Raw genomic sequence first — 25,752 nt, 5'->3', positions numbered from 1 at the left:
CGCAGGCTTGTTCGCGGACGACGGCGGCTACTCCTGCCGCGTCGCGGGCCGGCCGGCGACGCGCACGTCGGCCTGCTGCAGACCGCGGCGGGCCGGCACCGGCAGGGACTGGGGCGGGCGCTGCACGCGGCGCTGGAGCGACGGGCCGAGCGCTGGCCGGAGATCACGACGCTGCGCCTCGCCGTCGTCGACACCAACCGGGAGGTCGCCGAACCCTTCTGGCGCGCCCTCGGCTACGCGCCGACCGGCGGGGCCACGCCGTTCGCCGCCGGGAGCGTCGAGTCCGTGGCCCGCGTCTGGACCCGTCCGGTCACGCGCCGAGGAACCGCCGGGCCAGGTGGCGTCGTCGGCCCTAGCCTGGGGGCATGACGAGCACCGACGACCGGACCACGCCTGACCTCAAGCCCCGCTCCCGCCAGGTGACCGACGGCCTGGAGGCCACCGCATCGCGCGGCATGCTGCGCGCGGTCGGCATGGGCGACGACGACTGGGACAAGCCGCAGATCGGTGTCGCGAGCTCGTGGAACGAGATCACGCCCTGCAACCTGTCGCTGGACCGGCTGGGCGGCGCGGTGAAGAACGGCGTGCACGCCGGCGGCGGCTACCCGCTGGAGTTCGGCACGATCTCCGTCTCCGACGGCATCTCGATGGGCCACGAGGGGATGCACTTCTCGCTGGTCTCCCGGGACGTCATCGCCGACTCCGTCGAGACGGTCATGCAGGCCGAGCGCCTGGACGGCTCGGTGCTGCTGGCCGGCTGCGACAAGTCGCTGCCCGGCATGCTCATGGCCGCCGCCCGCCTGGACCTGGCCAGCGTGTTCCTCTACGCCGGGTCGATCATGCCCGGCTGGGTGAAGCTCGCGGACGGCACCGAGAAGGACGTCACCCTCATCGACGCCTTCGAGGCCGTCGGCGCCTGCTCGCGCGGGCTGATGTCCCGCGACGACGTCGACCGCATCGAGCGGGCCATCTGCCCCGGCGAGGGTGCCTGCGGCGGGATGTACACGGCCAACACCATGTCCTCGGTGGCCGAGGCCATGGGCATGTCCCTGCCGGGCTCGGCCGCCCCGCCGTCGGCCGACCGTCGCCGCGACTCCTTCGCGCACGCCTCCGGCGAGGCCGTCGTCGAGATGCTGCGCCGCGGCATCACCGCCCGCGACATCATGACCAAGGAGGCGTTCGAGAACGCCATCGCCGTCGTCATGGCGTTCGGCGGGTCCACCAACGCCGTGCTGCACCTGCTGGCCATCGCCCACGAGGCCGAGGTCGAGCTGACGCTCGAGGACTTCGACCGGGTGGCGAGCCGCGTGCCGCACCTGGGCGACCTCAAGCCGTTCGGCCGCTACGTGATGAACGACGTCGACCGCATCGGCGGGGTCCCCGTGATCATGAAGGCGCTGCTGGACGCCGGGCTGATCCACGGCGACTGCCTCACCGTCACCGGGCGCACCGTGGCCGAGAACCTGGCCGACATCGCCCCGCCGGACCCGGACGGCAAGATCCTGCGCGCCCTCGACCAGCCGATCCACCCCACCGGCGGCATCACGATCCTGCACGGGTCCCTCGCCCCCGAGGGCGCCGTGGTCAAGAGCGCCGGGTTCGACTCCGACGTCTTCGAAGGCACCGCGCGCGTGTTCGAGCGGGAGCGGCACGCCCTGGACGCGCTGGAGGACGGCACGATCACCGCCGGCGACGTCGTCGTCATCCGGTACGAGGGCCCCAAGGGCGGACCCGGGATGCGCGAGATGCTGGCCATCACCGGCGCGATCAAGGGTGCGGGACTCGGCAAGGACGTCCTGCTCGTCACCGACGGCCGGTTCTCCGGCGGCACCACCGGGCTGTGCGTCGGGCACATCGCCCCGGAGGCCGTCGACGCCGGACCGATCGCCTTCGTGCGCGACGGCGACCGCATCCGCCTCGACGTCGCCGCCAAGACGCTCGACCTCCTGGTCGACGCCGACGAGCTGGCCGCCCGGCACACCGACGACTGGGAGCCCGTGCCGCACGGCTACACCCGCGGGGTGCTCGCCAAGTACACCAAGCTGGTGCAGTCCGCCTCGACGGGCGCGGTGCTCGGCTGAGCACGCGCGAGCGGGCGCGGAGCGCGGCACGGTAGGGACATCGCACCGGCGACCGCGGGAGGGGCCATGTCCACCGAGTCCGACGATCCCGTCACGGACGAGCTGACCCCGGACCAGTTCGAGCAGGCCGACTCCACCGGTCACTGGCGGGTGCTGTCGCACGGGGCCTGCGCGCTCTTCCGCACCGGGACGCCGGGCGCCGGAGCCGTCCTGCTCGAGGACGTCGCGGTGCTCGCCGACGCCGCGAACCACCACCCGGACGTGGACCTGCGGCCCGACGGCGTCGTCGTGCGGTGCGTCTCGCACGACGTCGGCGGCCTGAGCCGGCGCGACGTCGCGCTCGCCCAGGACGTCTCGGCCGCGGCCGACCGGCTGGGGCTGACCGCCGACCCGGCGGCGCTGCAGGACGTCGAGCTGACGATCGACGCCACCGACCGCGAGCGCATCATGCCCTTCTGGGCCGTGGTGCTCGGGCACGAGCGGGCCGGCGACGAGGACCTGCTCGACCCGGACGCGCGCTGGCCCGGCATCTGGTTCCAGCAGATGGACGCGCCCCGGCCGCTGCGGAACCGGCTGCACCTGGACGTGTTCGTGCCGCACGACGACCGGCCCGCCCGGGTCGAGGCCGCCCTGGCGGCCGGCGGGAGGCTCACCACCGAGGAGTTCGTCCCGCAGTGGTGGACGCTCGCCGACCCGGAGGGCAACGAGGCCGACGTCGAGGCGTGGGAGGGTTTCACCGACGAGCTGCCCGAGGGGCTCGTCTCCCCGGACGCCTTCCGCGCGGCCCACGGCGTGGAGGACTGGCGGGTGCTGCAGGGAGCGTGCGCGCGCTACCGGACCGGGCGGTTCCACACCGGGGTGGACCTGGCGGCGAGCGCGCAGCGGATCGCCGACGACGCCGGGGTCCGTCTCTCCACGGACCTGCGCTTCGGGCACGTCTCCTTCCGGGTGGGCGCGCCCGAGGACGGCTGGATCGACGACGCGGCCCTCGTGGTGGCCCGCCGGATCCAGGCCGCCGCCCGCGCCGCCGACCTGGAGCCCGACCCGCGGGCCCTGCGGGACGTCCAGCTCACGTTCGACGCCCTGGACGTCGCCGCCGTGCAGCGGTTCTGGGCCGCCGCCCTCGGGTACACCACCCGCGAGGACACCGACCTGTTCGACCCGCTGCTGCGCGGTCCGGCGGTCTCCATCCAGCCGATGGCCGAGCCGCGCGAGCAGCGCAACCGGATCCACGTCGACGCGTTCGTCCCCGCCGACGTGGCGGACGAGAGGGTCGCGGCCGCCGTCGCCGCGGGCGGGCGCGTCGTGCGCGACGCCGAGGCGCCGCTGTGGCGGACGGTCGCGGACCCGGAGGGCAACGAGATCGACATCGCCGTCTCGATCGGGAGGGAAGAGCATGAGTGACCACATGACCCCCACGCAGTTCCGCGCCGCCGCAGGGACCGCGGACTGGCGGGTGCTCGACGACGGGCGGGCGACGGCGACCTTCCGCACCGGTGCCTTCACCACCGGGGTGCGGCTGGTCGAGGAGATCGGCGAGCTCGCCGAGGCCGCGAACCACCACCCCGACGTCGACCTGCGGTACGGCACCGTCGTCGTGCGGACCGTGTCCCACGACATCGGCGGGCTGAGCCAGCGGGACGCCGCGCTCGCCGCACAGATCTCGGCGGCGGCGCGCGAGCTCGACATCCCCGCCGAGGCCCCGTCGTCCGCCTGACCGGTTTGCCCTCGGCATCCGATGTGCCGCTATGCTCCGCATCACACCCGGCGTCCCGCCGGGGCGGAGCAGGCGACGTGGCCGACGTCCGGCCACCGGGAGGCGACGTGGCGGTCGAGGGCGAGCTGGCGATCGAGACCCGCGGGCTGCGCAAGACCTACCGCAGCGTCCGCGGGCGGCGCGTCGGGGTCGAGGACCTCGACCTGCAGGTGCCCGTCGGCGGCGTGCACGGGTTCCTCGGACCGAACGGCTCCGGCAAGACCACGACCATCCGGATGCTGCTCGGGCTGGTGCGCCCGGACCGGGGGAGCGCGACGATCTTCGGGCACGACGTGCCGCGACACCTGCCCGACGTCGTCGGTCGGGTCGGCGCGATCGTGGAGAGCCCGACGTTCTTCCCCGCCTTCAGCGCCCGGGCGAACCTGCGGCTCCTCGCCGACGGCATCGGGGCCCCGCGCGAGCGGGTCGACGCGGTCCTCGACGACGTCGGCCTGACCGGCCGGGCGAAGGACCGCTACCGGACCTACTCGCTCGGCATGAAGCAGCGTCTGGCGATCGCGGCGACGCTGCTCAAGGATCCCGACCTGCTGATCTTCGACGAGCCGACCAACGGTCTCGACCCGGCGGGCATCCACGAGATCCGGCGCACGATGCGCGACCTGGGCGACCAGGGCAAGACGGTGCTGGTCTCCAGCCACATCCTCGCCGAGGTCGAGCAGGTCGCCGACACCGTCTCCATCGTCGCGCGGGGCCGACTCGTGGCCTCCGGGCGGGTGGCCGACCTGATCTCCGGGCAGGGCGGCCCCGCCGTGCGCGTCGTCGTCGCGCCCGACGACGCCGTGATCGCGACGAGCCTGCTGGCCTCCCGCGGGATCGTCGCACGGCCCGAGGGCGATGCGCTCGTCGTCGAGGGCGCGGACCCCGCCGGTGTCAACCGGATGCTCGGCGAGCAGGGCGTCTGGGCTCGCGAGATCGCACCGCTCCAGGTGGACCTGGAGTCGGTGTTCCTCGGCCTGACCCAGCACGAGACGCCGGGCGGCCGCGACCACCGGGGTGGACGTCGTCGTCGGCGACGAGACGCCGAGCCGCCCGTCGGACCCGCCGCGACGGCGGCGGCCACGAGCTCCGGGACCGGCCGGGCGGACGGCGGCGAGGAGATCTGATGCGACTGCTCAGGGTGGAGCTGCGTCGGCTGTGGATGCGGCGCGTGACGTGGGGCGGCCTCCTGCTCGCGCTGGTCGTCGCGGGCCTCGGTGTCGCCGGGCAGATCGGCAGCGCCCAGCCGCCCACCGACCGGCAGGTCGCCGAAGCGGAGGCGTTCTACGCCGAGGAGCTCGAGCGCTGGGAGGAGACCGGCGAGCAGCAGGTCGAGCAGTGCGAGGAGGCCGAGGCGGAGGCCGCCGCGGACGACCCCGGTGCGGACTTCGGCTGCGACGACATGGCGCCCCGGCTGGAGTACTTCCTGCCGCCGACCGTGTCGTTCGTCCCCGACGCCGACGACCGGGAGGCCGCGGCCTTCGGCTTACCGCCCGACCGGGGCGAGAGCCAGGACCCGCGCGTCGCGGAGATCGAGCAGTCGGTCTGGACCGGCTGGTCCGGTGTCGGGGCGGCCGCCGGCTACGCCCCGGCGTTCCTCATGCTCGCCTTCGTCGTCGGGGTGAGCTTCATGACGGCCGAGCGCAGCACGGGGGCGCTGGGCATGTGGCTCACGTTCGAGCCCCGGCGCTCGCGGGTGTACGGGTCGAAGGCGCTCGCGGCCGCGCTGGGGACCGTCCCGCTCGTCGTCGCGGGCTGGGCGGCGGTGGCCGGGGGCATCTACACGCTGCACGCCGTCTTCGGCACGGTGGGCACGGTCACCACGGAGGACTGGGTCGAGATCGGCGCCTTCTCGGTCCGTCTCGTGGGGGCCGGCGTGCTCTGTGCCGCGGTCGGCACGGCCCTCGGCGTCCTGCTGCGGCACGCCGTGGCGGCCGTCGGCGCGGTGGCCGTGGTCCTGTGGGCGGGTGCGGCCTTCGGCTACCCCCTGGGCGCCGCCCAGCGCTGGACCCCGACGACGAACCTGACCGCGTGGCTCGAGGGCGGCACCGCGTACGGCGTGGCCCTCGAGACCCGCGACGAGAGCGGCATGGTCACCACGACGTGGACCACCGAGGTGGTCACGGGCCTGCAGGGCGGGCTGTACCTGCTCGCCGTCGCGGCCGTGCTCACGCTGCTCGCCGTCGTCGTCTTCCGCCGCCGCGACGTCGCCTGAGCAGCGGTTCCTCGCAGGTCCGCGAGACGCTGTCCCATCATCTGGGACGTTTGGACCAGCGCGTGACATCTGCGTTCCGACGGCGTAACGTGCGTCACGTGCAGACGATCTTCCTCGTAGTACTTCCTGGGCGCGCCGGCTGAGGCCACGTTCCGGGCTTTCGTCAGCGCGCTCACCCCTCGTTCGTCCCCACTCGTCGGGACCGAGGGGTTTTTCATTGCACAGATTCACCTGATATCCCCCCAGATTCCGTTCCAGCGGCAGGAGTGACCGATGGGCCAGCCGAACCCGACACCAGCCCAGGTGGCAGCGCGTACCGCCCCGCGCCCGGTCGAGCGCCGGGTCGACGAGCAGGTCACGGGGGCGGAGTCGATCGTCAAGTCGCTCGAGGCCGTCGGCGTCGACACCGTGTTCGGCATCCCGGGCGGCGCCATCCTGCCGACCTACGACCCGCTGATGGACTCGCAGAAGCTGCGCCACATCCTGGTGCGGCACGAGCAGGGCGGCGGGCACGCCGCCTCCGGGTACGCCCACGCGACCGGTCGGGTCGGCGTGACGATGGCGACCTCGGGCCCCGGCGCGACCAACCTGGTCACCCCGCTGGCGGACGCCAACATGGACTCGATCCCGATGGTCGCGATCACCGGCCAGGTGGCGGCGCCCGCGATCGGGACCGACGCGTTCCAGGAGGCGGACATCGTCGGCATCACGATGCCGATCACCAAGCACTCCTACCTGGTGACCGACCCGGCCGAGATCCCGCGGACCATCGCCGAGGCGTTCCACATCGCCTCGACGGGGCGTCCCGGTCCGGTGCTGGTCGACATCGCCAAGTCCGCGATGCAGGCCCAGACCACCTTCTCGTGGCCGCAGCAGCCCGCGCTGCCCGGCTACCACCCGGTGACCAAGCCGCACGCCAAGCAGATCCGCGAGGCCGCCAAGCTGCTGGCCACCGCGCGCCGGCCCGTGCTGTACGTCGGCGGCGGGGCCGTGCGCTCCGGGGCCGCGGCCGAGCTGCGCCGTCTGGTGGACGTCTCCGGCGCCGCCGTCGTGACGACCCTCATGGCACGCGGTGCGGTCCCCGACTCGCACCCCCAGCACCTGGGCATGCCCGGCATGCACGGCACGGTGCCCGCCGTGGCCGCGCTGCAGAAGGCCGACCTCATCGTCGCCCTCGGCGCGCGCTTCGACGACCGCGTGACCGGCAAGCTGTCCAGCTTCGCTCCGCACGCCGCCGTCGTCCACGCCGACATCGACCCGGCCGAGATCGGCAAGAACCGGGCCGTGGACGTGCCCATCGTCGGCGACCTGCGCGAGGTCATCGGCGACCTGGTCCCGGCGCTGGAGGCCGAGCACGCCAAGGTCGGCCGACCCGACGTCGAGGCCTGGTGGCACCAGATCGACACCTGGCGGGAGACCTACCCGCTCGGCTACACCTCCACGGACGACGGCCACCTGGCGCCGCAGTCGGTGATCTCCCGGCTCGGCGAGCTGGCCGGTCCCGACGCCATCTACGTCGCCGGTGTGGGGCAGCACCAGATGTGGGCCTCCCAGTTCATCCGCTACGAGCGGCCCAACACCTGGATCAACTCCGGTGGTCTGGGCACCATGGGGTACTCGGTCCCGGCGGCGATGGGCGCCAAGGCCGGAGCGCCCGACCGCGAGGTGTGGGCGATCGACGGCGACGGCTGCTTCCAGATGACCAACCAGGAGCTGGCCACCTGCGCGATCAACGACATCCCGATCAAGGTCGCGCTGATCAACAACAGCTCCCTCGGCATGGTCCGCCAGTGGCAGACGCTCTTCTACAACGAGCGGTACTCCAACACCGACCTGCACACCGGGCACGGCACGGCGCGCATCCCCGACTTCGTCAAGCTCGCCGAGGCGTACGGCTGCGTGGGGATCCGGGTGGAGCACCCCGGCGAGGTGGACGCCGCGATCAAGAAGGCCCAGGAGATCAACGACCGCCCGGTGGTCGTCGACTTCACCGTCTCGCGCGACGCGATGGTGTGGCCGATGGTCGCGGCCGGGGTCAGCAACGACGACATCCAGTACGCGCGGGGCATCTCGCCGGCCTGGGAACGAGAGGACTGAGCCGATGAGCCGTCACACGTTGTCCGTGCTGGTCGAGGACAAGCCGGGTGTCCTGACCCGCGTCGCCGGGCTCTTCGCCCGACGCGCGTTCAACATCCAGTCCCTGGCGGTGGGTCCGACCGAGCACGCGGAGATCTCGCGGATCACCGTCGTGGTCGACGTCGAGGACCACCCGCTGGAGCAGGTCACCAAGCAGCTCAACAAGCTGGTGCACGTCATCAAGATCGTCGAGCTCGACCCGGAGTCCTCGGTCCAGCGCGAGCTGCTGCTGGTCAAGGTCAAGGCCGACCAGGCCACCCGGTCGGGCGTGCTCGAGGTCGTCGAGCTCTTCCGGGCCAAGGTCGTCGACGTCGTGCCCGACACGGTCGTCATCGAGGCGACCGGCACGGGGAGCAAGCTCGAGGCGCTGCTGACCGCGCTCGAGCCCTACGGCATCCGCGAGATCGTCAAGTCCGGGACCCTCGCCGTCGGGCGCGGGTCGCGATCCATCACCGACCGGGCGCTGGAGCGGGTCCGCAGCGCGTGAGACGCCTGCACCGCCGACCTCCCGCGCCTGCCAGAATCCCCCTGACGCGTCACACCCTGAAGAAAGAGGAGCACCACCGTGGCTGAGATGTTCTACGAGGACGCCGCCGACCTGTCCATCATCCAGAGCAAGAAGGTCGCCGTCATCGGCTACGGCAGCCAGGGCCACGCCCACGCGCTGAACCTGCGCGACTCGGGTGTCGACGTCCGCGTCGGCCTGCGCGCCGGCTCGTCGTCGGCCGCCAAGGCGGAGGACCAGGGCCTGAAGGTCCTGCCCGTCGCCGAGGCCGTCGCCGAGGCCGACGTCGTCGTCGTCCTGGCGCCGGACCAGGTCCAGCGCGACCTGTACCGCGACGAGATCGCCCCGAACCTCCGCGAGGGCGCCGCCCTGGTCTTCGGCCACGGCTTCAACATCCGGTTCGGCTACATCAAGCCCGCGGCCGGTCACGACGTCTTCATGGTCGCCCCGAAGGGCCCCGGCCACCTCGTGCGTCGCGAGTACGTCGACGGCCGCGGCGTGCCGGTGATCGTCGCCGTCGAGCAGGACGCCAGCGGTTCCGCCTGGGACCTCGCCCTGTCGTACGCCGCGGGCATCGGCGGGCTGCGTGCCGGCGGCATCAAGACCACGTTCACCGAGGAGACCGAGACCGACCTGTTCGGCGAGCAGGCCGTGCTCTGCGGCGGTACCTCGCAGCTCGTCCAGTACGGCTTCGAGGTCCTCACCGAGGCCGGCTACCAGCCCGAGGTCGCGTACTTCGAGGTGCTGCACGAGCTGAAGCTCATCGTCGACCTCATGGTCGAGGGCGGTCTGGCCAAGCAGCGCTGGTCGATCTCCGACACCGCCGAGTACGGCGACTACGTCTCCGGCCCGCGCGTGATCTCGCCCGAGGTCAAGGAGAACATGAAGGCCGTGCTCGCGGACATCCAGTCGGGTGCCTTCGCCGAGCGCTTCATCGCCGACCAGGACGCCGGCGCCCCGGAGTTCACCGAGCTCCGCGCCAAGGGCGAGTCGCACCCGATCGAGACCACCGGTCGCGAGCTGCGCAAGATGTTCGCCTGGATCAAGCCTGCCGACTCGGACTACACCGAGGGCAGCGCCGCTCGCTGACGCCACCCCTGTCTGCGATCGACGCGCGCGGCCGTCGCCCCCACCCCGGGGCGGCGGCCGCACGCATGTCCGCCCTGTGCGTCCGCACGCGGGCGTCCGGCCCGGACGACGCGGGGACGACGGCGGACCGCTCAGCCCGGGACGGCGTCCGTCGCGCCGGGACCGCCGTCCTGCGCGGAGAGGTCCAGCACCCCGGCCATCGCCAGCGCGCGGTCGACGAGCTCGACCCGCGGCAGGTGGGCGACCCCCTCGAGGGGATGCCAGGCGACGTCGTCGGTGGACCCGTCCTGCTCGACCGTCAGCGACCCGCCGACGATGCGGGCCCGGTACACGATGCGGATCCCGTGCAGGGGGTCGACGTCCGCGTCGTCGTCGAACCCGATGAGGTGCTCGGGCGGGACGACGATGCTGTCGACGCCGAGCAGCCCGTCGAGCTCCACGCCGTAGCCGGTCTCCTCGCGGACCTCCCGCACGGCCGCGTCCTCGGGGTGCTCGCCCGGGTCGATGCCCCCGCCGGGCAGCGTCCAGCCCGACCGCCGTCGGTCCGACCAGTGCGGCAGGAGGACCTGGCCGTCGGAGATGATCACGGCGTAGGCCGCCACCCGCAGGTACATGGCTGCCATCGTCCCAGGTCCCCGGCACGCGCGGGTGGTCGGCAGCGTCGCGGCCGTGGTGGCAGGATGGCCGCATGACGGACGAGCAGGGACCGCACCTCGACGACGTGGCACAGGCCGAACGGATCACCGCCTTCTGGGACACCGCCCGGCCCTCCGCCGGACGCACGAGCCACGGCGGTGCCGTCGGCGAGCGCTCCGAGAACGTCGTGCCGCCGCCGGCGTGGGCGTTCGGGGACAACCCGGCGCTGGCCGACGAGCTGCTCGGCCTGGTGCTCGCCGGCACCAAGACGGCGACGGCGTCGCTCGTCGTCGAGTACGAGGACGCCGCCGAGCCCGCGCCCCGCAAGGGCGACCTGTCGATCCTCCTGGACGGCAGGGGCGAGCCCCGGGCGCTCGTGCGCACGACGCAGGTCGACCGGGTGCCGTTCCGCGACGTCACCGCGGAGCACGCGTGGCGCGAGGGGGAGGGCGACCGGACGCTGGAGTCCTGGCGCGAGGGGCACGAACGCTACTGGCGGCGCACCCTGGCCGGCACGGCGCACGAGTTCGACCCGTCCCTGGAGGTCCTCTGCGAGCGGTTCAAGGTCCTCTACTCCGAGTGAGGTGAGCCGAGGTGGCGTTGCGCTGGTACTCGACGGTGGTGGAGACCACCGATCCTCGCGCCCTGGCCGGTTGGTGGGCCGAGGCGTTGGGCTGGACGTTCGCGCACACCTCCGACGAGGAGTGCGTCCTGGTGCCGCCGTGGGCCCGCGAGCTCGTCGACCGGTTCGAGTTCCACCAGGTCCCGCCGGGGATGGTGTTCGTGCGCGTCGAGCACGAGAAGACCTCCAAGAACCGGCTGCACTGGGACTTCGCCCCGCACACCTCCGACGACCGGGACGCCGAGATCGACCGGCTCGTCGCGCTCGGGGCGACGGTGATCGACGTCGGGCAGCCGGTGGACGCGTCCTGGACGGTCCTGGCCGACCCGGACGGCAACGAGTTCTGCGTGCTGTCGTCGCGCGAGTACTGATCCCCGGTACGTCCGCATCGTGGGACGGGTGTCCGCATCCTGGGTCCGGGGCGCGTAGGATCGGCCCATGACGCGCAACATCGATCTGGCTGTGGTGGCAGGCGACGGCATCGGCCCCGAGGTCGTCGAGCAGGGGCTCGCCGTGCTCGACGCCGCGCTGGCCGGCTCCGACGTGAAGGTCTCGACCACCGAGTTCGATCTCGGCGCGCGTCGCTGGCACGAGACCGGCGAGACGCTCACCGACGACGACCTCGCCCGGATCCGCGAGCACGACGCGATCCTGCTCGGTGCCATCGGCGACCCGTCGGTGCCCTCCGGCGTGCTCGAGCGCGGCCTGCTGCTCAAGCTGCGCTTCGCGCTGGACCACTACGTCAACCTGCGCCCCGGCACGCTCTACCCGGGCGTCACCAGCCCGCTGGCCGACCCGGGCGAGGTCGACTTCGTCGTCGTGCGCGAGGGCACCGAGGGGCCCTACGTCGGCAACGGCGGGTCGGTGCGCACCGGCACGCCGCACGAGATCGCCACCGAGGTGTCGGTCAACACCGCGTTCGGCGTCGAGCGGGTCGTCCGCGACGCCTTCGCCCGCGCCCAGGCGCGCCCCCGCAAGCACCTGACGCTGGTGCACAAGCACAACGTGCTCGTGCACGCCGGACACCTGTGGCGGCGCACCGTCGAGGCCGTGGGCGCCGAGTTCCCCGACGTGACCACGGACTACCTCCACGTCGACGCGGCGACGATCTTCCTGACCACGAACCCCTCGCGGTTCGACGTCATCGTCACCGACAACCTGTTCGGCGACATCATCACCGACCAGGCGGCGGCCATCACCGGCGGCATCGGCCTGGCCGCGTCGGGCAACATCAACCCCGACCGGACGGCGCCGTCGATGTTCGAGCCCGTGCACGGCTCCGCCCCGGACATCGCCGGGCAGGGCAAGGCCGACCCGACGGCGACCGTGCTGTCCGTGTCGCTGCTGCTGGAGCACCTGGGCCTGACCGAGCAGGCGCGTCGCGTGGAGGCCGCCGTGGCCGCCGACCTGGCCGAGCGCGGGGACCGAGTACGCTCGACGGCCGAGGTCGGACGCGAGCTCGCCGCCCGCGTCGCCGGCTGAGCGACCTCGGTCGTCGCCCCGACAATCCCCGCGAACCCACGGTTCCGGGTGACCGTTGTGGTCGAGCGCCCGCGCGGTGTCCCACGGTGCCGCCAGACGTGGAAAACTACAGGGGTTACCCGGTGAAAGGCCCCTGATCATGACCACGACCTCGCACAACGTGCTCCCCGAGGAGCTCGAGGACCTCGTCGCGCTCTTCGACGTCCGCGGAACCGACGAGCCCACCCCCGACGCCGAGCGCGAGGAGGCGCTCGCGTCACCCCGCTTCGGCACGGTCTTCACCGACCACATGGCCCGGGTCTCCTGGCGCCAGGAGGACGGTTGGCTCGACCGGCGGGTGGAGAAGTACGGACCGCTGCAGCTCGACCCCGCCACCGCCGTCCTGCACTACGCGCAGGAGATCTTCGAGGGCATGAAGGCGTACAAGCACGCCGACGGGTCGGTGTGGACCTTCCGCCCCGAGTCCAACGCCGCGCGGTTCGCACGCTCCGCCCACCGGCTGGCGCTGCCCGCGCTCACCGTGGACGACTTCATCGGGTCGATCGCCGCGCTGGTGCGGACCGACCTGGCGTGGGTTCCCGACGGCGAGGACTCCAGCCTGTACCTGCGCCCGTTCATGTTCGCCTCGGAGTCGTTCCTCGGCGTCCGCCCGGCGGCGCAGGTCGAGTACCTGTGCATCGCCTCGCCGGTGGGTCCCTACTTCGCCGGCGGCGTGAAGCCGGTGTCGATCTGGGTCTCCCAGGACTACCACCGCGCAGGCCCGGGCGGCACCGGCGACGCCAAGTGCGGCGGCAACTACGCCGCCAGCCTCCTGCCGCAGACCGAGGCCCAGCAGAACGGCTGCGACCAGGTGTGCTTCCTGGACGCCACGACGAACTCCTACCTCGAGGAGCTCGGCGGCATGAACATCTTCGTGGTGATGGACGACGGCACGGTCCACACCCCGGAGCTGACCGGCTCGATCCTCGAGGGCGTCACCCGCTCGTCGATCCTGCGCCTCGTCGCCGACCACGGGCGCGAGGTCGTCGAGCGCAAGATCCCGCTCGAGGAGGTCGTCGCGGGTCTCGCGGACGGCAGCGTGCGGGAGATCTTCGCCTGCGGCACCGCCGCCGTCGTGACCCCGGTGGGCCGCCTGGCCGGCGGGACGTTCGACCACACGGTGGCCGACGGCGAGCCCGGCGAGCTGACGATGGCGGTGCGGACCGAGCTCACCGACATCCAGTACGGGCGCGCGCAGGACCGGCACGGCTGGATGCGCCGCCTGGCCTGACCGCAGCCCACCGGGCGTTCCGTGCAGGCGGGCCCGGCCCGGACGTGCGACGGGGCGGTGCCGACGAGGAGGATCTCGTCGGCACCGCCCCGTCGGCGGTTCAGCGCGGCGGTGTCGGGACCACGAGGGTCCGCACGATGACGCTGCCGAGCATCGAGGACACCGCGATGCCCAGGATCACCCACACCAGCGCGGTCATCGCGCCGGGCAGCGGGTCCGGGTTGCCGGTGAACGGCAGCACCGCCAGGATCACCGTGGCCAGGCCCACGAGCCAGCCGAAGAACATCCGCGGCCGCGGGGCCACCACGACCAGCAGGTTGAGCACGACGGCGGCGGCGAGGGCGAAGAGCGCCCCCGCGGCGGCCCACGAGGCGTCGTCGCCCGCGCCGAACGCGTCGGGCGGCGGGATGAGCCCGATGTCGAAGACCTCGTCGAAGATCACCGAGGCGGTGAAGCCCAGGAGGGCGCACACCAGGACGGTGGCCGCGGCTCCCGCCCAGTACCGGCCCAGGTCGAGCCGCGGCTCGGGAGGCGGGTCCTTCGGAGCGGCCTCCCAGGAGGGCTTCGCCGCGGGCGGCATCCCGGGGGGCTGGTCCGCCGGCCGGTTCACCGGCCGGTAGCGCTGCGTCGGGTCCTCGGACCCGTACGGACGCTGCTGATCGCTCACAGTTCCTCTCCTCGCCGTCGTCGTGCCCCTAGCCGACCACATCCGCGGCCTCGGCGCCCCCTGGGACGGCGTGCTGCGGGGACCCGCCGGGAGCGATCCCCTGCAGGGCGAGCACGAGGTCCTTGACCGCGGCCGCCGGGACCGACCGGTCGTCGTCGTGCACCTGCCGCGCCACGACGTCGGGGACCTCCGGGGCCGAGCAGAGGATCATCGGGGAGTCCGCGGCGTCGTCGGGAAGGCGGCCGTGCGTGCCGCCCACCCAGGAGGCGTCCAGGGGCACGGTGGACATCGCGTAGCGCAGCCCGAGCTTCTTGCGCACGAGGTTCAGCCCGGCCTTGGCCTTCGCGAGCCGGTCGGCCGGGTCGAAGAACAGCTCGGCCGGGTCGAAGCCGGGCTTGCGGTGGATGTCCACGGCGCGCGCGTACTCCGGGGCCCGGTCGTCGTCCAGCCAGAAGTAGTAGGTGAACCACGCCCCGGGCTCGGCGACGACGACGAGCTCGCCGGAGCGCTCGTGGTCGAGCCCGTAGCGGGCCTGGGCCTCGCGGTCGAGCACCTCGTCCACGCCGGGCACGGCGCGCAGCAGGTCGGCGACCCGGGCGACGTCGGCGGCGTCGTCGACGTACACGTGCGCGACCTGGTGGTCGGCGACGGCGAACGCCCGCGAGGTCCACGGGTCGAGCTGTTCGCGGCCCGCCTGGGTGTAGACCTCCAGCAGCCCCTCACGGCGCAGCACCCGGTTGAGGTGCACGGGACGCTCCGCGCGGGTGATGCCGTACTCGGACACGACGACGACGGTCACGCCGTCGGCCTCGGCCTGGTCCAGCAGCGGCGCGAGCACGCCGTCCAGGTCGGCCGCGGCGGCGTCGGCCTGCGGGGACTCGGGGCCGAACCGCTGCAGGTCGTAGTCCAGGTGCGGGACGTACGCGGTGGTCAGGTCCGCGGCGCGGGTGCGCAGCAGGTGCCGGGTGGCGTCCACGACCCACCGGCTGGAGGTGAGCGACGCCGTCGGACCCCAGTAGGTGAACAGGGGGAAGTCGCCGAACCGTTCGACGAGCTCGTCGTGCAGGCCCGGCGGGCGGACGTAGGCGTCGGGGGACTTGCGGCCGTCGGCGTGGTAGATCGGCCGGGGCGTCACGGTGACCTCGGTGGTCATCCCCATCGCGTACCACCAGCACACGTTGACGGCGGAGTAGTCAGCGTGCCGTCGGCGACCGGTCTCCCAGACCGTCTCGCCGGCGACCAGACGGTTGTGCTGCCGCCACAGGAACACCTCGCCGAGCTCGCGGAAGTACCAGCCGTTGGCGACCGCGCCGTGCTGGGCGGGGGACAGGCCGGTGAGCATCGTCGACTGCACGGTGCAGGTCACGGCGGGCAGCACCGTCGCCAGCGGCGAGGACCACCCGGTGCCCGCGAGGCGGCGCAACCGGGGCATGTGGGCCAGCGCGCGGGGCGTCAGGCCGACGACGTCGAGCAGCAGGACGGGTCTCACAGCGTGTTCCTCCCGGTGGTGGTCAGGACGGCGTCGGGGGCCTCCACGGCCTCCAGGTGGTCGGCGGCCCAGCGCAGCTCGGCGGCGATGCCGGCGACGAGCTCGTCGGCCCCCGTCGGCAGCACGTCGGCGGGGAGCACCCCCCAGGTGTAGGTCTCCACGTCCAGGTGCGTCTCGCGCCCGTGCGGGGCGCGCGCCACGGCGTCGACGGCGGTGCGCAGCACGTCGGTGGTGGCCGACAGCGGGGGAGCCGGGTCGTGATGCAGCGGCACGTGGAAGTGCACGCGCCACGGACCGGTCCGGGGCAGACCGCCGGCGAGGGCCTCGGGCAGGTCGTCGACGCCGTGCACCCGGCCCGCGGCGTCCAGCGCGCGGGTCTGGTGCAGGTAGCGGGGCTCGGCGAACCGGGTCAGGGCGCTGCGGGTCTCCAGGTCGGCGGGGTCGGCGACGTGCAGGGCGGCCGACGCCTGGACCTTGACGACGCGCAGCCCGGCGTCGGTGACGCGACGCACCGCCGCGGCGGGGTCCGCGAACGACACCGCGAGGTGGCAGGTGTCGAGGCACACCCCGACGAGCGCGGGGTCGATGCGCGTCCCGGCGGGCCGGTCGGTACCGGTCCGGTCCGCCAGCCAGCCGACGACGTCGTCGACCGTGTCCAGCACGCACCCCGGTTCCGGTTCGACGGCCAGCCGCACCACGACACCGGTGCGGTCGGCCAGGGCGCGCAGCTCCGCGGACAGCGCGGCCAGCGCCCGGGTGGCGGCCTCGTCGTCGCGCGTCGTCCAGCCGGTGCGCCAGCCCAGCGGCAGGGTGGAGATCGACCCGGCGGCGCCGGGCGGCAGCAGGTCCGTGAGCACGCGGGCGCAGGCCAGGGTGTACGCGAGCCGTTCCGGCCGGGTCCAGTCCGGGTGGTACACGTCGCGGCCCACGACCTCGGCGTGGAAGCCGCCGGCGGGGAAGGCGTTGAGCGTGCGCACCTCGAGGCCGTGCCGGTCCAGCGCTCCGCGCAGCCGGTCGCGGTCCGGGGCCGAGGCGTCGAGCCGGTGCGCGAGCGCGGCGGGCAGCCACAGGCCGATCCCGAGGCGCTCGCGGCCGGTGGCGCGCCGGACCGGTGCCGCGTAGCGCTCCAGCTGCGCCAGCACGCCGTCGAGGTCCTCGGCGGGGTGGACGTTGGTGCAGTACGACAGGTGCATCGGCGTCCCTCAGACCCGCGCGCCGCGCAGCACCGAGGAGCCCTCGAACTCCGCGGGCGCCGGGACCTCGCCGGGGACGAAACCGGGGACGGGGTCCAGCACGAGGTTGCCGGAGGTGCCGTAGAAGGCCACCGGGTTGCGCCACAGCACGCGGTCGACGTCGTGGTCGGTGAACCCGGCGGCGAGCATCTCCTCCCCGGTGCGCGCCGTGCGCAGCGGGTCGCTGCGCCCCCAGTCGGCCGCGGAGTTCACGATCATCCGCTCGGTGCCGTACTCGTGCAGCAGCGCGACCATGCGGTGCGGGTCCATCTTGGTGTCCGGGTAGATGGAGAAGCCCGCCCACGCCCCGGCGTCGCGGACCATCGCCACGGTGGTCTCGTTGAGGTGGTCCACGAGCACCCGCGACGGGTCGATGCCGGACTCGCGCACCACGTCGAGCGTGCGCCGCGTGCCGTTCAGCTTGTCGCGGTGCGGGGTGTGCACCAGCACGGGCAGCTCGGCCTCGCGCGCCATCTGGAGCTGCGCGGCGAACGCCTCGTCCTCGGCCGGGGTCATCGAGTCGTAGCCGACCTCGCCCACGGCCACGACGCCGTCCTTGAGCAGGTACCGCGGCACCTCGTCCAGCACGTCGCGGCAGCGCGGGTCGTTCGCCTCCTTGGGGTTGAGGGCGATGGTCGCGTGGTGGCGGATGCCGAACTGCTCGGCCCGGAACCGTTCCCAGCCCACGAGGGAGTCGAAGTAGTCGCAGAAGGAGGCCACGCTGGTGCGCGGCTGGCCGAGCCAGAACGCGGGTTCGACGACGGCGCGGACCCCGGCGGCGTACATCCGCTCGTAGTCGTCGGTGGTGCGGCTGGTCATGTGGATGTGCGGGTCGAAGATGCGCATGGTCACTCCGCGGTGCTCGGGGTCGGGGCGGTCGGCGCGGGCCGGCCGGGGTCGAGGGGGTGCAGGATCCGGTCGACGTCGTCCGGGACCGGCCGGCCGGCCGCGCGCCGTTCGGCGGCGAAGTCGGACGCCATGCGGACGGTCTCGTCGTCGAGCCGGTCGGTCAGCCCGGCGACGGCGTCCAGGGGGACGCCCAGGAACACGAGCTTGAGCACCGTGTGCCGCCAGGTGTGCTGGTCCAGGTGCCGCCCGCCGAACCGGCCGACGGCGGCGGCCACCAGGGACGGGTCGTTGGCGCGGTGGGCGTCGTGGGCGAGCTCGACGCCGGTGCGCGCCAGCGGCGAGCCTCCGGGGACGCCCCCGGCGGCCTCGAGGGCGTCCAGACCGCGCAGCACGCCCCGGCGCTCGCCGGTGTCGCCCCGGTCGTAGAGCTCGCGCAGCCGCGCGGCCGTCGCGTCGCCGGTGTCGCTGCCGGTGCCGTCGACGCCGCGGACCAGCGCGACGACGAGGGCGGCGCGCGCGTCGTCCTCGGCGGTGCCCCGCACGACGCCGTGCGGGTCGCCCTGCGGGTCGTGGGGGCCTCGGCCGGCGCGTCGTGGCGCGAGGGCGAACAGGCGGGTCAGCGTCCGCGGGTCGCGGGCGACGTCGGCCCGGGCCCGGTCGATCCAGGTGTCGGTCATGAGGTGGCCTCCGGGGGGTGCCCGACGACGTCCGCCCAGGCCTGCCGCAGCGCGGCCAGGCTGCGGCGGGCGAGCGCCGGGGCGTCGTGGGAGTGGCGGGGGAGCTCGACGGCGGCGACGCCGCGGTAGTCGATCTCGGCGAGCGTGGCCAGCACCAGCGGCAGGTCGAGGTCGCCCTCGCCGAACGGCCGGTGCTCGTGGTGCGTGCACGGCATGTCGTCGAGCTGGACGTTGGCCAGCACGGGGGCCGCGGCGCGCAGGGCCCCGACCACGCCGTCGGGCTCGACGACGAGACAGTGCCCGACGTCGACGGTCAGTCCCAGGTCGTCCGGGTCGCCGAGCGCGGACCGCAGGCGCAGGGCGTCCTCCACGGTCTCGACGAGCATGCCCGGCTCGGGCTCGATCGCCAGGCGCACCCCGCTCTCCCGGGCCTCCTCCAGGAGCACGGGGAGCCGGTCGACCAGCCGGGCCCACCCGTCGGCGGGACGGTCGTCCTCGGGCAGCACGCCGGAGAAGAACGACACGCAGCGCGCGTCCAGCGTCGCGGCGACGTCGATCGCCCGGGTCAGGTAGCGCATCCGTAGCCCGGCCTCGGCGTCGACGAGCGTCGGACGGTGCTTGGTCCACGGGTCGAGCGTGAACCGGGTGCCGGTCTCGACGACCACGGCGGCACCGGCGCCGTCGCGCATCCGGCCGAGCCGCCGCGCCAGCCGTTCCGTCGTCTGCGACGACCCGGGCGCGAAGGGGTCGAGGTGCGGGTAGCCGACCGTCAGGGCGACGGCGTCGTAGCCCAGGGCGTCCAGGACGTCGAGGGCGGACGGCAGCGGGTGGTCCCCGAACCCGTTCGTGCCGTAGCCGATCGCGAAGGGGAGCGGGGACGAGGAGGCGGAGCCGCTCACGTGATGCTCACCTGCTTGCGGCCGCGGCGGCGCAGCAGGCGCCCGGCGACCAGGGCGCCCGCGAGCACGGCGGTGCTCGCCGCCCGGCCCCCGCGCAGCGTCCAGGCGGCCTGCAGCGGGACCATCGCCTGGATGCCGGCCCCGGTCGCGGCGCGGGCCGCCCCGGCCGACCGGTCCTCGGCCGCGTGCAGCTGGGGCGGCAGGCACATGGCTACGTACCCGGCCGTGGCGGCCAGCGCGCCGAGCGTCCGGGTCACCGCACCGGACCGCGAGGCGGCGGGCCGGGCGGTCGCGGGCCGCAGGGCCGCGGCGGCGGTCGCGGTCGCGGCCGCCGTCGTGCCGGCGACGGCGCAGCGGGCCACCGTGCTGGTCGTGCCGTGGACCTCGCCCCGGGACAGCGCGGTCACGGCCAGCGTGTGGGTGAAGAACACGGCGGCGGTCGGGGCGGCCGCCCGCCACGAGGTCGGTGTCGCGCCCAGCAGGACGTCCAGGCCGCGGCAGGCGGCCATGACGACCGCGCCAGCCGGCCGGTCCTTGGCGGCGAGGTCGTAGGTGAGCACGCAGGCCGCGAGCGGCAGCGCCACCCCGAGCCCGCGTCGTCCGCTCGCGACCCCCGCGGCCACGACGCCGGTCGCGACGAGCCCCGTGCCGACGGCGAGCGCCTGGCCCGGGGTCACCCGGCCGGACGGGATCGGGCGCTCGGGGCGTTCGAGCGCGTCGAGGTCGCGGTCGCCGTAGTCGTTCAACGCCATGCCGCCCAGGTAGAGGCAGGCCGAGGCGACGGGCAGCAGCCCGTGGCGTGCCCGGCGCGTGGTCGGCGGGGCGGCGGCCATCCCGGCGAGGGTGTCGCCCAGGACGGTCAGGGCGGCCGGGGCGCGGACGAGCTCGACGAGGTCTCCGGCCCTCACGGCCGGTGCCCCGCGACGTCGGCGGTGCGGCGGGCCCAGTCGGCCAGCTGGATCGCCTGGGCGGCGGCGCCGTGCACGTCGGAGCCCCAGGGGTCCTTGAAGAAGTAGCCGAGCTCGGGCACCGGGCCGGACACCCCGGCGGCGTGGGCCAGCGCGAGGAGGCGGGCCAGGTCGAGGATCATCGGGGCGGCGAGCATGGAGTCGTGGGCGCTCCAGGTCGTCTGCAGGGTCAGCCGCGAGCCGAGGAAGCCCTCGACGTGCACGTGGTCCCAGGCGACCTTCACGTCGCCGAGGTCGGGCACGTTGTCGATGTGCAACGGGGTGACGTCGGTGCCGGTGAGGTCGCGCAGGCCGCGGTTCTTGGAGGTGAGCTTGCTGCGGGCGGCCACGGGGTCGGCCAGGGTGGCGCCGTCGCCGCCGCCGAGCAGGTTGGTGCCGGCCCAGGACAGCACGCGCATGCCGCGGGCGGTGAAGGCGGGCGCCAGGACGGTGCGCAGCCAGGTCTGCCCGGTCTTGCCGTCCTGGCCCGCCACCGGCAGGCCCGCTTCGGCGGCCCAGCGCGCCAGCACGGGCACGGTCATCCCGGCCGACGGCGTGAAGGAGGCGTACGCGCAGCCGGCCAGCACCGCGGCGTAGGCGGTCACCGACGACGCCGGGAGCACGGCCTGGTCGGGGTCGGCCAGCGCCGCGCGCAGGAGCGCCGGGTCCTCGTGCTCGGGGAGCAGGTCCAGCGGCGGCTCGGTCGAGGCGACGTCGACGACGACGACCCGGTCCAGGTCGTGGGTCCGGCGGAAGGCGGTCAGGTCGGCGGCCAGCGCCTCGGCGGCCTCCTGCTGCGACCCGTGGTGCTGGCGGGCGTCGTACCCGGGGCGGACCTCGGCGTCGGCCGCGGCGAGCGCGTCGCGGGTGGCGGACAGCAGGTGACCGGGGATCATCCCGGCGGCGGCGAGCGCCTCGGCCTGCTTGACCATCGTCGTGGGCGCGACGTCGTGCCCGCCGACGACGAGGTCGCCGAACGCGGGCAGCGCGAGGCCGTCGAACGGCTCGGCGGCGGTGACGCAGCCGGTCGGCGGGGCGTGCCCGGCGGCGAGCGCGGCGAGGCCGAGCGTGGCGGTGGTGGCCACCGAGCCGCGGGCGCCGACGAGCCAGAGGCCCGTGCGTCCGGTCGACGCCGGGGTGTCCGGCGCGGCGGTGGTCGTGGTCGCGTGGTGCATCGTTGCTCCCCCCAGGGGTCGGTCGTGGTCGACCGATCGCGGTGTCGAAGGCGTCCCTGCCTTCGACGTCACGCTAGCCACACTTTCGACGAATAGCAATCAAAAGATGGCGACCTATGGACGAGGATCGACAGGATGTCCGGTGTTCGGACGGGTCCTGCCCACGCGTCAGCGGGTGTGGCACCATGTGACCTATGACTCGTGCACGGCAGCCCCACCAGCGCTGCAGCTGCCTCATTAGCTAGCGCGTCCGGTCCACCCCGACCGGACGCGCAGACCTTCCGTACCCGGAGGGTCTTTTTTGTTGTCCAGACCGCACCCCTCGGAGCCACCGATGGCCACCGCCCCGTTCCACGTGTACGACACCACCCTGCGCGACGGCGCGCAGCAGGAGGGCATGAACCTCTCCGTCGCGGACAAGCTCGCGATCGCGCCGCTGCTCGACGAGCTCGGTGTGGGCTTCATCGAGGGTGGCTGGCCGGGCGCGATCCCCAAGGACACCGAGTTCTTCCGTCGCGCCGCCAAGGAGCTCGAGCTCAGCAACGCCGTGCTGGCGGCGTTCGGCTCCACCCGGCGCGCCGGCACCCGCGCCTGGGACGACCCGCAGGTCCGCGCGCTGCTCGACTCCGAGGCGCCGGTGGTCACGCTCGTGGCCAAGTCCGACGTCCGGCACGTCGAGCGGGCGCTGCGCACGACGCCGGACGAGGGCCTGGCGATGATCAGCGACACCGTGCGGTTCCTCGTGGGCGAGGGCCGCCGCGTCGTCGTCGACGCCGAGCACTTCTTCGACGGCTACCGGGTCGACCCGGCCTACACGCGCTCCGCCGTGGAGGCAGCCTTCGAGGCCGGCGCCGAGGTCGTCGCCCTGTGCGACACCAACGGCGGCATGCTGCCCGACTGGGTGACCGACGTCGTCGGCGAGCTGCGCACGGCCCTCGACCTGCCGCACGGGCGCGACGCGCTGCCCGGCGACCCGCTGCTGGGCATGCACGCGCACAACGACTCGGGCTGCGCCGTGGCCAACACCCTCGCCGCCGTCGAGGCCGGGTGCGCCCACGTCCAGGGCACCGTCAACGGCTACGGCGAGCGCACGGGCAACGTCGACCTCGTGGCCGTCGTCGCGAACCTGGCCCTCAAGCGCGGCCTGCCCACGCTGGCCGGCGACGGGCTCGCCGACTCCACCCGGATCGCGCACGCCGTCGCCGAGATCACCAACATCGCGCCGTACACGCGCCAGCCGTACGTCGGGTCCAGCGCGTTCGCGCACAAGGCCGGCCTGCACGCCAGCGCCATCAAGATCGACCCCGACCTCTACCAGCACATCGACCCCACCGCCGTCGGCAACGACATGCGCATGCTCGTCTCCGACATGGCCGGCCGGGCGTCGGTGGAGCTCAAGGGCCGCGAGCTCGGCTTCGACCTGGCCGGGCAGGGCGAGCTGCTCACCCGGGTGACCAACCGGGTCAAGGACGCCGAGGCGCAGGGCTACACGTTCGACGCCGCGGACGCCTCCTTCGAGCTCATCCTGCGCGAGGAGCTCACCGGCCGGCGGCCCGCCTACTTCCAGGTCGAGTCCTGGCGCGCGATCGTCGAGACCACCGGCGGGCGCACCGGCGGGGTGCCCGACGCGGACCGGCGCGACGCCGAGGCGCTGGCCGAGGCGACCGTCAAGCTGCACGCCGGCGGGGAGCGCATCGTCGTCACCGGCGAGGGCAACGGCCCGGTCAACGCCCTCGACCAGGCGCTCCGGCACGCCCTGACGCGCGTCTACCCGACCATCGAGAAGTTCGAGCTCGTGGACTTCAAGGTGCGGATCATGGACGCCGAGCACGGCACCGACGCGACCACCCGGGTGCTGGTCGAGACCACCGACGGCCACCACACCTGGTCGACCGTCGGCGTCGGGCCCAACATCATCGAGGCCGCCTGGGAGGCGCTGATCGACGCGCACGTCTACGGGCTGCTGCACGCCGACGTCGCTCCCCGCTGACCCCGCTCGTCGTTGTGGGCATGAAATCTGCAGCTCGGCGGGCCCGGAGACCTGCAGATTTCATGCCCACAACGACGGGGGCAGCGGGGACGGCGGGGCGGTTAGGCTGACGGGGTGCATGGTGAGTACAAGGTCCCCGGTGGCAAGCTCGTCGCGGTCGACCTCGAGGTCGACGACTCCTCCGACCCCGCCGTCCTGACGGCGGTGCGCCTGTCGGGCGACTTCTTCCTCGAGCCCGACGAGGCGCTGGGCGTCATCGACACCGCGCTGACCGGCCTGCCGGCCTCGACCGGCACCGGAGAGCTCCAGCGCACCGTCACCGAGGCGCTGGAGAAGGCCGAGCTGTCCGGCGAGATCGCCGGCCCGGTCGCGATGGTCGGCTTCGACGCCCGTGCCGTGGCGGTCGCCGTGCGCCGGGCCCTGGGCCTGGCCACGACGTGGCAGGACCACACCTTCGAGGTGCTGCGTCCCGGCCCGCTGCCGCCGCGCACGCTCGCCGCGCTCGACCAGGTGCTGACCGAGGAGCTCGCCGCCGGCCGACGCGGCCCGACCCTGCGGTTCTGGGACTGGGACGAGCGGGCCGTGTTCATCGGGTCCTTCCAGTCCTACCGGAACGAGATCGACGAGGACGGCGTGGCCGAGCACGACGTCACGGTCGTGCGGCGCATCTCCGGGGGCGGGGCGATGTTCATGGAGGCCGGCAACTGCGTGACGTTCTCGCTCGTCGTGCCGGGCTCGCTCGTCGACGGGATGAGCTTCGAGCAGTCCTACGCCTTCCTGGACGCCTGGGTGCTCGGCGCGCTCGGCGAGCTGGGCGTCGAGGCCTACTTCAGCGGCATGAACGACGTCGCCTCACCGGGCGGCAAGCTCGCCGGCTCCGCCCAGAAGCGGCTCGCCGGGGGAGCGGTGCTGCACCACATGACGATGGCCTACGACATCGACGCCGACAAGATGATGCAGGTGCTGCGCATCGGGCGCGAGAAGATGTCCGACAAGGGCACCCGCAGCGCCAACAAGCGCGTCGACCCGCTGCGCTCGCAGACCGGCCTGGCCCGCGACGAGGTCGTGGAGGCCTTCGCCGCCTACTTCGCCGACCGGCACCGCACCGAGGTCTCCGGCCTGCGTGCCGAGGAGCTGGAGCGGGCCGAGGACCTGGTGCGCACGAAGTTCGACACCGCCGAGTGGATCCACCGGGTGCCCTGAGCCGTTCAGGCGGGTGGGCGCTCGCCGAACACCGCCGTGCCGACGCGCACGATCGTGGCCCCCTCGGCCACGGCGAGCTCGAGGTCGGTGGACATGCCCATCGACAGCTCGCGGGCGTCGGCGGTCCCCGGCGCACCGGAGGCGACGACCTCGTCACGGATCTCGCGCAGCCGCGCGAACCCGGCCCGCACCTGCGCCTCGTCGGAGGTGTTCGCGCCGATGGTCATGAAGCCGGTCAGGTGCAGGCCGTCCAGGGCCGCCACGGCCGAGGCCAGGTCCGCGGCGTCCGACGGCGCCGCACCGGACTTCGAGGACTCCCCGGAGACGTTGACCTGGACCATGACGTCGAGGGTGCGCCCGTCGCGGACGCACCGCTGGGCCACGGCCTGCGCCAGCGAGAGCCGGTCGACGCCGGCCAGGCCGGTGACGGTCGGCAGCATCTGGTTGATCTTGTTGCGCTGCAGCGACCCGATCATGTGCACGTCGAGGCGGCCGGCGGCGACCAGGTCGGCCAGGGCGGGTGCCTTGGCGACCAGCTCCTGGACCCGGTTCTCGCCGATCAGGACCGGGCCGTCGTCCCCGCGGCCGGCGGCGAGCTCCGTGGCCGCGGCGACCGCGGCCAGCACGGTCTCGGCGTCCTGGGTCTTGGTGGCGAGCATCAGGCGCACGTCGGCAGGTCGGCGTCCCGCGGCGGTGGCGGCGTGGTCGACGCGTTCGCGCACACGGGCGATCCGGTCGGTCAGGTCGGACGGCATGGCGCCCAGTGTAGGAACCTCAGGGTCGTTCTCCGGGACTCCCCGGATCCCCCGGACGGCCCGGTGGTGGAAGAATCGGG

The 25,752-nt window shown here is 73.8% G+C and carries 24 protein-coding genes; 14 read left to right on the top strand and 10 right to left on the bottom strand.

Annotated features, from left to right (window positions below):
• Nucleotides 1–365 precede the first annotated feature (365 nt).
• From ilvD to ilvC, 8 genes are all read left to right on the top strand, one after another.
• Nucleotides 366–2,081, top strand: a complete 1,716-nt coding sequence (gene ilvD, locus PO879_RS11190; RefSeq protein ID WP_278234978.1) for a dihydroxy-acid dehydratase — start codon at nucleotides 366–368, stop codon at nucleotides 2,079–2,081.
• Between the two features lie 66 nt (nucleotides 2,082–2,147).
• Nucleotides 2,148–3,485: a VOC family protein gene (locus PO879_RS11185; RefSeq protein WP_278234977.1), complete on the top strand. Its 1,338-nt coding sequence runs from the start codon at nucleotides 2,148–2,150 to the stop codon at nucleotides 3,483–3,485.
• Nucleotides 3,478–3,798 (top strand): 4a-hydroxytetrahydrobiopterin dehydratase, encoded by a 321-nt coding sequence (locus PO879_RS11180; RefSeq protein WP_278234976.1) that lies wholly within the window; start codon nucleotides 3,478–3,480, stop codon nucleotides 3,796–3,798. Before PO879_RS11185 ends, PO879_RS11180 begins: the two co-directional genes overlap by 8 nt.
• Before the next feature lie 107 nt (nucleotides 3,799–3,905).
• The gene (locus PO879_RS11175; RefSeq protein WP_278234975.1) at nucleotides 3,906–4,961 is read left to right on the top strand and encodes an ATP-binding cassette domain-containing protein; all 1,056 of its coding nucleotides are present in this window, start codon (nucleotides 3,906–3,908) and stop codon (nucleotides 4,959–4,961) included.
• Nucleotides 4,961–6,049 (top strand): ABC transporter permease subunit, encoded by a 1,089-nt coding sequence (locus tag PO879_RS11170; RefSeq protein WP_278234974.1) that lies wholly within the window; start codon nucleotides 4,961–4,963, stop codon nucleotides 6,047–6,049. The genes PO879_RS11175 and PO879_RS11170 overlap by 1 nt, the downstream gene beginning before the upstream one ends.
• Nucleotides 6,050–6,322: 273 nt before the next feature.
• On the top strand, nucleotides 6,323–8,146 hold the full coding sequence (locus PO879_RS11165; RefSeq protein WP_278234973.1) for an acetolactate synthase large subunit: 1,824 nt from the start codon (nucleotides 6,323–6,325) through the stop codon (nucleotides 8,144–8,146).
• 4 nt (nucleotides 8,147–8,150) lie between these two features.
• Nucleotides 8,151–8,672: an acetolactate synthase small subunit gene (gene ilvN / locus PO879_RS11160; RefSeq protein ID WP_278234972.1), complete on the top strand. Its 522-nt coding sequence runs from the start codon at nucleotides 8,151–8,153 to the stop codon at nucleotides 8,670–8,672.
• Nucleotides 8,673–8,750: 78 nt separating this feature from the next.
• Entirely contained in the window at nucleotides 8,751–9,779 is a 1,029-nt protein-coding gene (gene ilvC / locus PO879_RS11155; protein WP_278234971.1) for a ketol-acid reductoisomerase, read from the top strand.
• 131 nt (nucleotides 9,780–9,910) lie between these two features.
• Here ilvC and PO879_RS11150 read toward each other — a convergent pair whose 3' ends face one another.
• On the bottom strand, nucleotides 9,911–10,393 hold the full coding sequence (locus PO879_RS11150; RefSeq protein ID WP_278237511.1) for an NUDIX hydrolase: 483 nt from the start codon (nucleotides 10,391–10,393) through the stop codon (nucleotides 9,911–9,913).
• Between the two features lie 74 nt (nucleotides 10,394–10,467).
• On the opposite strand from PO879_RS11150, the gene PO879_RS11145 reads away from it, so the two are divergent.
• The 4 genes from PO879_RS11145 to PO879_RS11130 all read left to right on the top strand — a co-directional run bounded on the left by PO879_RS11145 (nucleotide 10,468) and on the right by PO879_RS11130 (nucleotide 13,789).
• Nucleotides 10,468–10,998 (top strand): ASCH domain-containing protein, encoded by a 531-nt coding sequence (locus tag PO879_RS11145; RefSeq protein ID WP_278234970.1) that lies wholly within the window; start codon nucleotides 10,468–10,470, stop codon nucleotides 10,996–10,998.
• Nucleotides 10,999–11,009: 11 nt separating this feature from the next.
• On the top strand, nucleotides 11,010–11,408 hold the full coding sequence (locus PO879_RS11140; protein ID WP_278234969.1) for a VOC family protein: 399 nt from the start codon (nucleotides 11,010–11,012) through the stop codon (nucleotides 11,406–11,408).
• A gap of 67 nt (nucleotides 11,409–11,475) precedes the next feature.
• The gene (locus PO879_RS11135) at nucleotides 11,476–12,519 is read left to right on the top strand and encodes a 3-isopropylmalate dehydrogenase (protein WP_278234968.1); all 1,044 of its coding nucleotides are present in this window, start codon (nucleotides 11,476–11,478) and stop codon (nucleotides 12,517–12,519) included.
• 139 nt (nucleotides 12,520–12,658) lie between these two features.
• Nucleotides 12,659–13,789 (top strand): branched-chain amino acid aminotransferase, encoded by a 1,131-nt coding sequence (locus PO879_RS11130; protein ID WP_278234967.1) that lies wholly within the window; start codon nucleotides 12,659–12,661, stop codon nucleotides 13,787–13,789.
• Nucleotides 13,790–13,889: 100 nt separating this feature from the next.
• Here the strand turns inward: PO879_RS11130 and PO879_RS11125 are convergent, their stop codons facing one another.
• The 8 genes from PO879_RS11125 to PO879_RS11090 are packed head-to-tail and all read right to left on the bottom strand — an operon-like array spanning nucleotide 13,890 to nucleotide 21,724.
• Nucleotides 13,890–14,456 carry a hypothetical protein gene (locus PO879_RS11125; RefSeq protein WP_278234966.1) on the bottom strand — a complete coding sequence of 189 codons (567 nt, stop codon included), beginning with the start codon at nucleotides 14,454–14,456 and terminating at the stop codon, nucleotides 13,890–13,892.
• A gap of 28 nt (nucleotides 14,457–14,484) precedes the next feature.
• Nucleotides 14,485–15,945, bottom strand: coding sequence for a nucleotide pyrophosphatase/phosphodiesterase family protein (locus tag PO879_RS11120; protein WP_278234965.1), 1,461 nt, complete (start codon nucleotides 15,943–15,945; stop codon nucleotides 14,485–14,487).
• Nucleotides 15,942–17,138, bottom strand: coding sequence for a metabolite traffic protein EboE (gene eboE / locus PO879_RS11115; RefSeq protein WP_278234964.1), 1,197 nt, complete (start codon nucleotides 17,136–17,138; stop codon nucleotides 15,942–15,944). The genes PO879_RS11120 and eboE overlap by 4 nt, the downstream gene beginning before the upstream one ends.
• Before the next feature lie 9 nt (nucleotides 17,139–17,147).
• Nucleotides 17,148–18,023, bottom strand: coding sequence for a TatD family hydrolase (locus PO879_RS11110; RefSeq protein WP_278234963.1), 876 nt, complete (start codon nucleotides 18,021–18,023; stop codon nucleotides 17,148–17,150).
• Between the two features lie 2 nt (nucleotides 18,024–18,025).
• Complete coding sequence (locus PO879_RS11105; protein WP_278234962.1) at nucleotides 18,026–18,703, bottom strand: EboA domain-containing protein; 678 nt, start codon at nucleotides 18,701–18,703, stop codon at nucleotides 18,026–18,028.
• A complete protein-coding gene (locus tag PO879_RS11100) occupies nucleotides 18,700–19,602 on the bottom strand; it encodes a sugar phosphate isomerase/epimerase family protein (protein ID WP_278234961.1) in 903 nt (300 codons plus the stop codon). The genes PO879_RS11105 and PO879_RS11100 overlap by 4 nt, the downstream gene beginning before the upstream one ends.
• Entirely contained in the window at nucleotides 19,599–20,510 is a 912-nt protein-coding gene (locus tag PO879_RS11095) for an SCO3242 family prenyltransferase (protein ID WP_278234960.1), read from the bottom strand. Before PO879_RS11095 ends, PO879_RS11100 begins: the two co-directional genes overlap by 4 nt.
• On the bottom strand, nucleotides 20,507–21,724 hold the full coding sequence (locus PO879_RS11090) for an inositol-3-phosphate synthase (protein ID WP_278234959.1): 1,218 nt from the start codon (nucleotides 21,722–21,724) through the stop codon (nucleotides 20,507–20,509). The genes PO879_RS11095 and PO879_RS11090 overlap by 4 nt, the downstream gene beginning before the upstream one ends.
• A gap of 334 nt (nucleotides 21,725–22,058) precedes the next feature.
• On the opposite strand from PO879_RS11090, the gene cimA reads away from it, so the two are divergent.
• Nucleotides 22,059–23,714, top strand: coding sequence for a citramalate synthase (cimA, locus tag PO879_RS11085; protein WP_278234958.1), 1,656 nt, complete (start codon nucleotides 22,059–22,061; stop codon nucleotides 23,712–23,714).
• A gap of 114 nt (nucleotides 23,715–23,828) precedes the next feature.
• Nucleotides 23,829–24,917 (top strand): biotin/lipoate A/B protein ligase family protein, encoded by a 1,089-nt coding sequence (locus PO879_RS11080; protein WP_278234957.1) that lies wholly within the window; start codon nucleotides 23,829–23,831, stop codon nucleotides 24,915–24,917.
• Between the two features lie 5 nt (nucleotides 24,918–24,922).
• On the opposite strand, the gene PO879_RS11075 is transcribed toward PO879_RS11080, so the two are convergent.
• Nucleotides 24,923–25,672 carry a YggS family pyridoxal phosphate-dependent enzyme gene (locus PO879_RS11075; protein WP_278234956.1) on the bottom strand — a complete coding sequence of 250 codons (750 nt, stop codon included), beginning with the start codon at nucleotides 25,670–25,672 and terminating at the stop codon, nucleotides 24,923–24,925.
• Between the last annotated feature and the right edge of the window lie 80 nt (nucleotides 25,673–25,752).

The organism is Isoptericola sp. AK164 (assembly GCF_029643425.1).
Lineage (GTDB): Bacteria > Actinomycetota > Actinomycetes > Actinomycetales > Cellulomonadaceae > Isoptericola > Isoptericola haloaureus.
This window is presented reverse-complemented; position numbering and strand designations above follow the sequence as displayed.